Raw genomic sequence first — 11778 nt, forward strand, 5'->3', positions numbered from 1 at the left:
TGGACGAATTCAAAAAACCGGATGTATGTCAGTTTCACATCAACCAAATTGAATGATTCATTACTTGATATTATGCAAAATTATCTGTTGAAAAATTGTTTATTGGTCAATGAAGGGAAGATTACAGCCGCCGATGTGCTCATTAAGAACGGACGGATCGAAAAGATTGCCTCCTCTATTACAGGCGATGCTGCTGTTACAGAAATAGACGCCGAGGGAAAATATTTGTTGCCCGGCGCTATTGACGACCAGGTACATTTTCGTGAACCGGGGTTGACACATAAAGCAAACATTCATTCCGAAGCAAAAGCAGCTGTTGCCGGAGGCGTTACTTCGTTTATGGAAATGCCCAATACCATTCCCAATGCACTGAACCTCGAGTTACTGGAAGATAAATACAAGATCGCCTCGCAAACTTCGTTAGCGAACTATTCGTTTTACATGGGCACCAGCAATACAAGTGCTGATGATACATTGAAAGCAAATGATTTCAAAAACAGCATTTGCGGCATCAAGATATTTATGGGTGCAAGCACCGGGAATATGCTGGTCGATAACTACAACACACTTGATAAAGTGTTTCGTGAAAGTGAAATGCTGATAGCTACCCATTGCGAAAGTGAAAGCATCATTAAAGAAAATTATGAGCGACTCAAAGCACTGAAGGGAGAATTATCACCTGCTGATCATCCATTGGTACGTGATGAAAATGGTTGTTACGAATCTTCATTGATGGCGATACAAATTGCCCGACAATACAACACCCGTTTACATATTCTGCACATCAGCACAGCAAAAGAACTGGACTTGTTTGGAAATATGATGCCGTTGAAAGAAAAACGAATTACGAGTGAAGTATGTGTGCATCACCTGCATTTTACGGCTGATGATTATACAACACTTGGCTATCGCATTAAATGCAACCCGGCCATCAAAGCAAAAGAAAACAAAGAAGCATTGTGGAAAGCATTGCTTGATGATCGTATCGATGTAATTGCAACCGATCATGCACCCCATACATGGGAAGAAAAACAAGGCTCGTATGAAAATGCACACGCCGGATTACCATTGGTACAACATCCGCTGTTGCTGATGCTTCATTATTACAAAGAAGGCCGCATTTCGTTGGAGCGAATTGTTGAGAAGATGAGTCATGCAGTAGCTGATTGTTTCCAGATCAAGGAGCGGGGTTATATCCGTGAAGGTTATTTTGCCGATCTGGTATTGGTTGATTTAAACAATCCATCAACCGTAACCAAAGAAAACCTACTTTACAAATGTGGCTGGAGTCCGTTAGAAGGGTTTACATTTCCTGCCAGCATCACACATACATTTGTAAATGGTCATTTAGTTTATGGAAATGGACGTATTGATGAATCACAGATGGGACAACGAATCTTATTTGACAGGAATTAATTTTTACACGACAGTATAATCTTGGAAATAGATAAAGTAACATACTACGACCTCTCCATCTTCAACAGTGAAGAGGAATACTCGCTGCTGCACCGTATTAACTTCTGCAATACGTTTGGCGGTAAACAGAAACTGGAATACCTGTTAACGCATCCGCATCATAACCTGAAGAAGATCGTTGACACACAACAAACACTTCTGCAGATCGGCGAAGTAATTACACAATGGCCAACAGAAATTACCAATGGAACTATTCTCATGCTGGAGAAGTTCTATGGTTATCCGTTTGATAAAATACCCGACAGCTATTCACCCATCCCGGCATTTTTATACAAAGTATTCGATGCACCCGATTATCGTTTGGTGCGTTATACTGTTGGACATTTTGTAGATTTTCTGAGAGGAATGTACAAGCTGCAACAATTGCTGGAAAAAGATAACGCCTCTCCTATTCTTCAGTTCATGTTGCAAGACATCAGAAAACTGATGAAGCATCCGTTGATACAGGAAATGACCGGGCTTCCTGCAACCGGAAAGCTGAGTACACAAAAATTATTGCGGTTTGGTAATTTTCTGCGGAACGAATATAAATCACAAGCAGAGCTGTTGATCGATATTTATCATAAGCTGGATGCGTATTACAGTATGGCGAAGGCAGTGCTTCATTTCAATCTTCATTTCCCGCAAATGAAAGAAACGGATGAGCCGTTGATACAAGCAAAAGGTTTGTACCATTTATTATTGCAAACACCCGTGGCATACGACATTACCTTAAATCCGCAAACCAACTTCTTGTTTTTGACCGGTGCTAATATGGCAGGTAAAAGCACATTTATTAAGTCGGTGGGTTGCGCTGTGTACATGGCACATTTGGGAATGGGAGTTCCTGCAGCATCAATGGAATTAAGTTTGTTTGACGGCTTATTGAGTAATATTCAGGTGCAGGATAATATTGTAAAAGGCGAAAGCTATTTCTACAACGAAGTGCAACGCATCAAGAATACTGTATTGAAAATAACAGATGGGCGAAAATGGCTGGTGTTGATCGATGAATTGTTTAAAGGAACCAATATACAGGATGCCATGCATTGCAGCGCCGCTGTGATCAAGGGATTATTAAAGATCAAAAGCTCATTATTTATTCTCTCAACACATTTGTATGAAATTGGTGAAGAGTTGAAACCCTATTCCAACATTTCATTCCGCTATTTTGAAACAACGGCTACTGATGAGCAACTGCAATTCAGTTATCAATTAAAAGAAGGAATCAGCAACGACCGCTTTGGTTATTTGATTCTGAAACGGGAGAAGGTGGTGGAGATGCTGGAGAAGTTGTAAAAGAATAGAGTCGCAGACGACACTGATACAGCTGATTCTCGCCGATTTTTTCTTCGTGTACTTTGTGAAATCTTTGTTCACTTTGTGCTACTAATTTATACCACTAAGAACACGAAGCAACTCACAAAGACCTCAAAGGAATTACAGATTATGAAAAAATTCTTCATCCGTATAACAATCATTATTGCAGTTGTATTAACCAGCTACTTCATCTGGTCGTACACCGGTCGTGCAAAAGAAAAGGAAACCGGCTGGAGTAAAATGCCTGAGCTGAAACCACGTTTTGAATTTATAGAAGCAGGTGTTGACAGTGGCAAAGGAAACATCATCGGCATACAACCTTACCTTACGGAAGTAAACTATTCAACCGCTTTTAATTTTGAAACATCACTCCGTTTTTATTTTGAACAACTGAAACGTGAAAATAAACTCACCGATAAATCAATTGTGGTATTGCCTGAATACATTGGTACATGGTTGGTAGCTGCTAACGAAAAAGAAAAAGTATACAAGGAGCCAAGTATAGAAAAAGCAATGACGACAATGGTTCGATCGAACCTGTTCAGTTTTCTATATGGCTATCTAAATTCACCTGCAAAAGACAAATCGACGTACGCTATTTTTCATCTCAAAGCAGAAAAAATGGCGAAGCAATATCAACAGACATTTTCATTGTTGGCAAAAGAATACAACTGTACCATTGTTGCAGGTTCCATTTTATTACCTGCTGCATCGATCAGCACCACAGGAGAATTGGTAATTGAAAAAAAGGGCGAACTGTATAACACATCGGTTGTATTTGGAAATGATGGCAAGATACTTCCGCCATTGATCAGAAAACAATTTCCGATCGATGAAGAACTTGGTTTTACACATGCTGCTGATTCATTACAACAACCCATTTTCGCAACCAAAGCCGGGAGAATGGCTGTGTTGATTTGTGCCGACAGCTGGTATCCGCAGGCATATGCAAATCTCACCAACAAAGCTGATTTTATAGTAGTACCATCACTTGGCGGGAAGGACAGTATTTGGTCAGCCGCATGGCAAGGTTACAACGGATCGAAAGCACCTGCCGATGTTGACACAACCGACTACAAGAAAATTACAGAAGGCGATGCCTGGCTCAAATACGGCATGGGCACACATGCTCTTAAAGCAAACATCCATTACGGATTGAACCTATTTTTCACTGGCAGTTTGTGGAATATGCAACCGCAGGGAAGAGTGCTACTCTTGCAAAACGATTCTACCTCTGTATTACCACCTGCAGTTGGTAAAGGAAGAATTGTATGTTTGTGGCTGAATAAATAAGTATCGCCAACTTCCTATAAACCTGTTGTATGTATATGCCACAAGCCAAATCAACAGCTATTTTTATTTTTCATTTGATCATTACGATCGGTGCTTATTTTGTTCCGTTTCTGATATCCTGGCAAATTGCGGTTCCTGTATTTGTTGCAATCATTCTTCAACATGCAATTTTTGGACGCTGCCTGCTCAATGCAAAACACGGCTTGTCTGAGAACGATGGCAGCACTTTTTATTCAGTTTTATTGGAGCGGCTGGGGTTTCAGCCAAACAAAGAAAAGGTAAGGTTTTTTGTACGGAAACTATTGTACAGCATACTTGCTATTGTTACACTTATTTGGCAGGTATTGCTGGGCAATCAACCGTTGTGGTTTTAAATGAATATTCATTTGTTGCCGCTTCTCGCATAAAAAAATTATTTTTAACACACTCATTTAAAAACATCAACCATCTACATGCTCGTTAAAACCTTTGGAAGCGCTGTGTACGGAGTAAATGCTATTACCATTACGGTTGAGGTGAATGTAAGCGGCGGACAAAAGTTTTTCATGGTTGGCTTGCCCGATAGTGCTGTAAAAGAAAGTGAGCAACGTATTGAAAGTGCATTGAAGAATACCGGACATTTTTTCCCTCGCACCAAAGTGATCGTTAACCTTGCTCCTGCGGATATTCGTAAAACCGGAACTGCATTTGACCTGCCCATTGCCATGGGTATTCTGGGAGCAACAGAACAACTTCCCAATCCTGAACGACTGTATGATTATGTGATCATGGGTGAATTGAGTTTAGACGGAAGTATTCAATCGATCAAAGGCGCATTACCCATTGCCATACAGGCACGCAAAGAAAATTTTAAAGGATTGATTGTTCCTAAACAAAATGCAAAAGAGGCGGGCATGGTGAATAACCTCAATGTATATGGTGTGGAACACATCAACGATGTGATTGGTTTTTTCAATGACGAAACAACATTGCAACCAACGGTTGTTAATACAAGAGAAGAATTTTTTAACGCACAATATGAATTTGAATTTGACTTCAGTGATGTAAAAGGGCAAAGCAATATTAAACGTGCTTTGGAAATTGCAGCAGCCGGTAGTCACAATGCAATACTCATTGGACCGCCCGGTGCAGGCAAAACGATGCTGGCAAAACGATTGCCCACTATTCTGCCACCATTAAGTTTGCAGGAAGCATTGGAAACAACTAAGATCCATAGTGTAGCAGGTAAACTTCCGGAGAATGCAACACTCATTTCAAAACGTCCGTTTCGGTCACCGCATCATACAATTTCGGACGTCGCTTTGGTCGGGGGTGGTACAAACCCACAACCGGGCGAAATTTCATTGGCGCATAATGGTGTTTTATTTTTAGATGAGCTACCTGAATTTAAACGAACGGTGTTGGAAGTAATGCGTCAACCAATGGAAGAACGTCGTGTCACTATTTCAAGAGCAAAGATCGCAATTGATTTTCCTGCATCGTTCATGCTCATCTCATCCATGAATCCCTGCCCTTGCGGCTTTTATAATCATCCGGAAAAAGAATGTACCTGTCCGCCGGGGGCTGTGCAGAAATATCTGAATAAAATTTCAGGTCCTTTGTTAGATCGAATTGATCTGCATGTAGAAGTAACACCTGTTCCTTTCAGTGAGCTATCGAGGGTTGAGAATAGTGAAGTAAGTGCGGTTATACGTGACCGTGTAATTGCTGCCAGGGAAATACAGGCCGAACGATACAAAGATGTGGAAGGCATTTATGCCAATGCACAAATGAGCAGTAAACAGCTGAAGGAAATTTGTGTGATCTCGCAGGCGGGTCAAACATTATTAAAAGCAGCAATGGATAAATTGAATTTGAGTGCACGGGCCTATGATCGTATTTTAAAAGTAAGTCGTACCATTGCCGATCTTGCACAAAGCTCAGACATAAAAGTGGAACACCTTGCCGAAGCCATTCAATACAGGAGCCTCGACAGGGAGGGATGGGCAGGATAAGTAAACATCGTTATGCTTGATTTTTATCTTTTAATTCCTTGTTACAACAATACGGAGGGCCTTATCCACTCTCTCAGTTCGGTTGAGTATCCAAAAGAAAAATTCAAGGTGCTGGTAGTGGACGATGGTAGCAACATTCCGGTTAGTACAGCCAGTTTTCCTGAAGCATTTCTTCAAAAACAGAACATAGAAATTATACGACTGCCGGAAAATAAAGGAATTACGTTTGCTTTAAACAGCGGCCTCAAATATATTCTTGAAAAAAACGATGCGCTGTTTACAGCACGTTTAGATTGTGGTGATACTTGTACCCCCGACCGATTCTACAAACAGATTCAATTTTTAAGTGTAAACACTTATGTAGGCCTACTTGGATCACTTTGTTTGTTTATTGATCGAAAAAAAAATATTCAATTCCGTTATACAGCAAAGCAAAATCATCAGGATATTCTTCGTGAAATGCATTGGAAATGCAGCTTCATTCACCCCACAGTTATTTTCAGAAACAGTGCATTGAAAGAAACCAATTTATATCCCTATAACTTCCCTTATGCTGAAGATTATGCACTCTTTTTTGAACTCGCAAAAAAGCATGAAACCCATATCCAGCAAGAGTTTCTGGTTGAAAGTGAATTAACTACAAGCGGCATCTCTGTAAAAAAGAGACAAGAACAAATTCAATCAAAAATCCGCATCATCAAATCGTTTGGATCAATTAAATCATTAATTTACATTGGTCTACTCAGACAATATTTTTTCGCTTTGCTTCCGTATAAAATTATTATCCGCATCAAACGGATTGTTTTTCCACATTAAGAAATTGTTTGCTCGTTAAAATTTATAAGTGTGCATTCTGAGCGATAAGTGTGCACTCGAATAATATTCTAACAAATACCTTTGCAGCGGTTTATACGATTGGCTTGTCAGACTTCTGACAAACAATTTAAACCTGAGAAAAAATACAATATCTGTAATGAGAATTGTTCATGTAGTAGAGCCATTTGCATCGGGCGTTGTAACCTTTGTAAAATCACTGGTAGAGCATCTGCCGGAAGATTATCATATTGTTATACATGGCGAACGGCAGGAAGTAATGGAACGTGCTGAGGTAAAAAAACTTTTCCCACCCCACCAGGTAAAATTCATTCATTGGAAATCGGCCCAAAGAGGTCTTCATTTGGTAAAAGATACCAGAGCCTTATTTGAGCTGTACAATATTTTGAAGCGTTTCCGCACGGCTGATGTTGTACATCTCCATTCATCGAAAAGTGGATTTATTGGAAGGCTGGCCTGCCGTTGGTTAAAGATCAGGAATGTGATTTATACACCAAATGGTGCGCCCTTTCTTATGCAGCAGGGGAAATTTAAACAATTATTATACAAACAACTTGAACTCATTGGTCATTCTTTTGGAGGCAAGGTTGTTTGTGTATCTGCATCAGAAGCTGATGCGTACAAACAATTGGGTATCGATGCCTCATATATCAACAACGGCACTACCCTGCCGTTTGTGAGTACTAAACTTTTTACTTCAACTACTGATCAGAACAAATTCATTATTGCTTTTTCAGGTCGCATACTGGCACAAAAAAATCCGAGACGTTTTAATGAGATCGCTCAGCAGTTTTTGAATTATTCAAATGTTGAATTTGTCTGGATCGGTGATGGTGAAGAAAAAGATCTACTTACCTCTCCTAATATTCGCATAACTGGATGGCTTACGGAAGATGAAGTGAAGAGCGAATTAGCAAAAGCTTCCCTGTATTTATCAACTGCAGATTACGAAGGACTGTCTTTTGGGGTTTTGGAAGCAATGGCGCTTGGCAAACCGTTGATCTTATCGAACTGTACAGGAAATAAAGACATTATCCGTTATGGTGTAAATGGCGATCTGTTTGAAACTACAGCACAGGCATGTACGCAGATCTTCTATTACATCAACAATCCATTTATGTTGGATGCCATGGGCAGTTATTCGAAAGATCTATGCAAAACAGAGTTCAATGCAGCCAGCAGTGCAGGCAACTATCGTATTGCTTATACCTATTAAACCAGTAAGGCACCAATATGGATACGCAACAAAACAAACAATCAGATCAAGGTAAACTGATCGCATTACCCGGCAACCTCACCGAACTTCAATTAGAAGATCTGTTACGCCAGGTTTACAGTCATTTACTTTCGGAAAATGAATATAAACGTGAGCGGATCGAAGAGTTGATCAAACGTTTAAAAGATCTCGAAGCTAAACTTGCTGAGGAAGAGCACGAGAAAAAACAACTTCACAAAACATTAAGTGAAGAAAACAAAAAACAGGAAGGCACGAAACAACTGATCAATAAACTACTGGAAGATATCAGGAGATATCAGAATGATATTGAGTGGTATAAGCGGACATATGAGAAGAGGAGTTTTTTAGGCGTTTTAAGGCAGAAATTCTGGGATAAAAGAAAATAGTACACGTCTTCAATATATAAGAAATGGAATTTAAAGTTGAAAAAACAGAAATCAGAGATCTTTTAATTATTACACCGGAAGTATTTCAGGATGACAGAGGTTTCTTTACAGAAACATACCGAAAGGACAAATTTGATGCTTTTGGTCTTGATGCAACATTCGTTCAGGACAATCACTCTCGCTCAATAAAAAATGTTGTAAGAGGATTGCATTTTCAATGGGATCCTCCAATGGGTAAACTAATGAGAGTAACACAGGGCGCAGCTTTTTTAGTTGCCGTTGATATTCGTATAGGATCCCCCACATTTGGTAAATGGAAAGGAGTTGAGGCTTCAGTAGAAAATCGTAAGATGGTATACGCTCCAGCAGGTTTTGCAAGAGGATTTTGCGTAGTAAGTGACTTTGCAGAAATACAATATAAATGTACAGGTGTGTACACAAGTACAAAAGCAGAATCCGGGATTTTATGGAATGACCCTGCCATTGGTATTGAATGGCCAGTATCGAATCCAATTCTTTCTAAAAAAGATGAAGAAGCACAAACACTGGAGCAATGGATAAATAACCCTGAGGCTAAAAATTTTATTTACTAATATTCAAATGATAATTATTTAGAAAAATGAGAATACTAATTGCAGGTGGTGCGGGTTATGTAGGATCAGCTCTTATTCCCAAATTACTGGAGAGGGGGTATGTTGTAGATGTTATTGACTTGCTTTGGTTCGGTAACAATTTACCTCCTGATGTGAGAGTTTTGCAAAAGGATATTTTTGAGTTGAACGAGAACGAATTGAAAGAGTACGACCAAGTAATGTTTCTTGCTGGTCTTTCAAACGACCCGATGGCTGAATTTTCACCAGCCAAAAACTTTATTTACAATGCTTCTTCCCCTTCTTATCTAGCTTATATCGCCAAACGTGCCGGAGTAAAGAAATTTATTTATGCCAGCTCATGTTCTGTATATGGTTATACTGTGAATGAGCTGTATGATGAAACTGCACCTGCAGTTTCAAATTATCCATACGGAATTTCAAAATTGCAGGGCGAAGAGGGCGTGCTCGGTATGGCTGATAAAGATTTTTCAGTAATCTGTTTTCGTAAAGGCACCGTAAGCGGCTATAGCCCTAGAATGCGGCTCGACCTTATTGTAAATACAATGTTTAAGACAGCTTTGCAAACCGGCGAAATTATTGTAAACAACCCATCCATCTGGCGCCCTATTCTTAGTATTGAAGATGCGGTAAGTGGTTACATCCGTGCTATTGAAAGCTCTGATGGTATTACAGGCGTATTTAATTTATCCAGCGGAAACTATACAGTTGGCGAAGTGGCAGACCTTGTAAAAGAGGCAATAGAAAAAAAATTGGGTAAACAAGTCAAATTAAACATTAAGAACATTAAAGATTTCAGAAACTATAAAGTTTCCAATGAAAAAGCGGTAACAACATTAAGTTTTAAACCTAAACATGATGTAACTGCAATTTTAGACAACTTGATTGTGAACATGGATAAGTTTACAGACTTTGACAATCCCAACTACTACAATATTCACATATTCAAACAGTTAAACTAAAATAATGAAAATAGCCGTCATCGGTTCAAACGGGCAATTAGGTAGTGATCTAATTCAAGTACTTTCTAAACAAGATCATGAGGTTATTGGTTTGACACATACTGAAATTGAGATTTCCAATATTGATAGTGTGAATAACACATTGAAGTCAATTAAACCTGATTTCATTATAAATACAGCAGCTTACCATGTTGTTCCTGAAGCGGAAAAATTCCCTCATGAAGCATTTAGGGTTAATGGATCGGGCGTACTTAATCTTGCAAAAATTTGTGCTAGCGAAAACATCAAGCTTGTACATTATAGTACAGACTATGTATTTGATGGACTAAAAAAAACGGCCTATACAGAAATTGACACCCCCAATCCCTTAAATGTTTATGCTAATACCAAATTAGCTGGAGAACATTTTGCACGAAACTATTGCGACTCAGCATACGTAGTTCGTGTATCTGGAATTTATGGTTCAGTTCCATGCAGAGCTAAAGGAGGGAATTTCATCACGACAATGATTAAGCTAGCGAAAGAAAAACCTGAAGTAAGAGTTGTAAGTGATGAAATATTAACACCTACTTCAACTCTTGAAATTGCTAAAAATACCGCTGAACTTATTAAAACAGATGCATTTGGACTATATCACATGACTTGTGAAGGAGAGGTTTCCTGGTATGAGTTTGCAAGAGCAATTTGGGACACATTGGATTTAAAGACCCCTTTATTACCAGCCAGTGTTAGGGATTTTCCGTTAGTTGTTAAAAGACCTTTCTATTCCGTCTTAGAGAACAACAATCTTAATCAATTAAGCATAAATAAGATGCCTACATGGAAACAGGCTCTGACTTCCTTTTTAACAAAGGAATTCAAATAAGATTCCCTTTAATAGCAGATTTTAATTGACTTGAAAATGTCGAATAACGAAATGGAATATACTGGAGAAAGATATGTACCAGAGTTATCTGCTGCAAAAATTAGCTACGAGCATTGGCATCGATACTTTTTTGCCGGCCGTTTTTGCAACCAAAAAAAGGTATTGGATATCGCAAGTGGCGAAGGTTTTGGATCAGCCTTCTTAGCAAAATCAGCCACTTCAGTAATCGGCGTTGACGTGTCTGAAGAAGCGATTAATCATGCAAACGAAAAGTACAGGATTCAGAATTTACAATTCCTGAAATCCAACGCTACACAACTGCCTTTTAATGACAACTTCTTTGATGTTATCGTCTCGTTTGAAACACTTGAGCATATTAACGAAGTGGATCAACAGTTATTTCTTAGCGAAGTTTCAAGAACTATTTGTCAGGATGGCTTATTGATTATCTCAACTCCAAACAAAAAAGTCTATTCAGATGAAGCTAATTACTCAAACCCCTATCATTTAGCTGAATTTTATAGAAAAGATTTTGAACTATTTCTAAGGCAGTTCTTTCCTAATGTTTCATTTTTTGAACAACAAATAATTGGTGGCAGTGAAATATCTAATGGAGATGATACGATATATACTATAGACCATCTTCATATGGGTGCAAATGAATATAAGCCAGGGAGAGCTGATTCTAAAAAAGAAAAAGAATATCTCATTGCAGTCTGTTCTAAAGAAACGCTTCCTTCTCTCCAGGGTAGCATTTTGTTAGATGATGATAATAGCCTTATAAATCAATATCAAAAACCACACTAATTTCTTATTTAAGA

General features: G+C 38.8%; 12 protein-coding genes. All 12 read left to right on the forward strand.

Going from position 1 to position 11778, the window contains the following annotated elements; all coding sequences use genetic code 11:
* Positions 1–21 precede the first annotated feature (21 nt).
* Positions 22–1416 (forward strand): dihydroorotase, encoded by a 1395-nt coding sequence (locus WG989_RS01695; protein WP_340426870.1) that lies wholly within the window; start codon positions 22–24, stop codon positions 1414–1416.
* Between the two features lie 21 nt (positions 1417–1437).
* A complete protein-coding gene (locus tag WG989_RS01700) occupies positions 1438–2754 on the forward strand; it encodes a MutS-related protein (RefSeq protein WP_340426871.1) in 1317 nt (438 codons plus the stop codon).
* Between the two features lie 150 nt (positions 2755–2904).
* Positions 2905–4068, forward strand: coding sequence for a carbon-nitrogen hydrolase family protein (locus WG989_RS01705; RefSeq protein WP_340426873.1), 1164 nt, complete (start codon positions 2905–2907; stop codon positions 4066–4068).
* Between the two features lie 35 nt (positions 4069–4103).
* Positions 4104–4442 (forward strand): hypothetical protein, encoded by a 339-nt coding sequence (locus WG989_RS01710; protein ID WP_340426875.1) that lies wholly within the window; start codon positions 4104–4106, stop codon positions 4440–4442.
* A gap of 78 nt (positions 4443–4520) precedes the next feature.
* Positions 4521–6062 carry a YifB family Mg chelatase-like AAA ATPase gene (locus WG989_RS01715; RefSeq protein ID WP_340426877.1) on the forward strand — a complete coding sequence of 514 codons (1542 nt, stop codon included), beginning with the start codon at positions 4521–4523 and terminating at the stop codon, positions 6060–6062.
* A gap of 12 nt (positions 6063–6074) precedes the next feature.
* A complete protein-coding gene (locus tag WG989_RS01720; protein WP_340426878.1) occupies positions 6075–6878 on the forward strand; it encodes a glycosyltransferase in 804 nt (267 codons plus the stop codon).
* Positions 6879–7035: 157 nt separating this feature from the next.
* A complete protein-coding gene (locus tag WG989_RS01725; protein ID WP_340426879.1) occupies positions 7036–8112 on the forward strand; it encodes a glycosyltransferase in 1077 nt (358 codons plus the stop codon).
* Positions 8113–8129: 17 nt separating this feature from the next.
* Positions 8130–8519, forward strand: coding sequence for a hypothetical protein (locus WG989_RS01730; RefSeq protein ID WP_340426881.1), 390 nt, complete (start codon positions 8130–8132; stop codon positions 8517–8519).
* A 23-nt stretch (positions 8520–8542) separates the two neighbouring features.
* Positions 8543–9112, forward strand: coding sequence for a dTDP-4-dehydrorhamnose 3,5-epimerase (rfbC, locus tag WG989_RS01735; protein WP_340426883.1), 570 nt, complete (start codon positions 8543–8545; stop codon positions 9110–9112).
* A 26-nt stretch (positions 9113–9138) separates the two neighbouring features.
* Positions 9139–10092 carry an NAD-dependent epimerase/dehydratase family protein gene (locus WG989_RS01740; RefSeq protein WP_340426885.1) on the forward strand — a complete coding sequence of 318 codons (954 nt, stop codon included), beginning with the start codon at positions 9139–9141 and terminating at the stop codon, positions 10090–10092.
* 4 nt (positions 10093–10096) lie between these two features.
* A complete protein-coding gene (gene rfbD / locus WG989_RS01745) occupies positions 10097–10957 on the forward strand; it encodes a dTDP-4-dehydrorhamnose reductase (RefSeq protein ID WP_340426886.1) in 861 nt (286 codons plus the stop codon).
* A 36-nt stretch (positions 10958–10993) separates the two neighbouring features.
* Positions 10994–11764: a class I SAM-dependent methyltransferase gene (locus tag WG989_RS01750; protein ID WP_340426887.1), complete on the forward strand. Its 771-nt coding sequence runs from the start codon at positions 10994–10996 to the stop codon at positions 11762–11764.
* The last annotated feature ends 14 nt before the right edge of the window (positions 11765–11778 follow it).

The sequence above is a fragment of the Lacibacter sp. H407 genome (assembly GCF_037892605.1).
GTDB lineage: Bacteria > Bacteroidota > Bacteroidia > Chitinophagales > Chitinophagaceae > Lacibacter.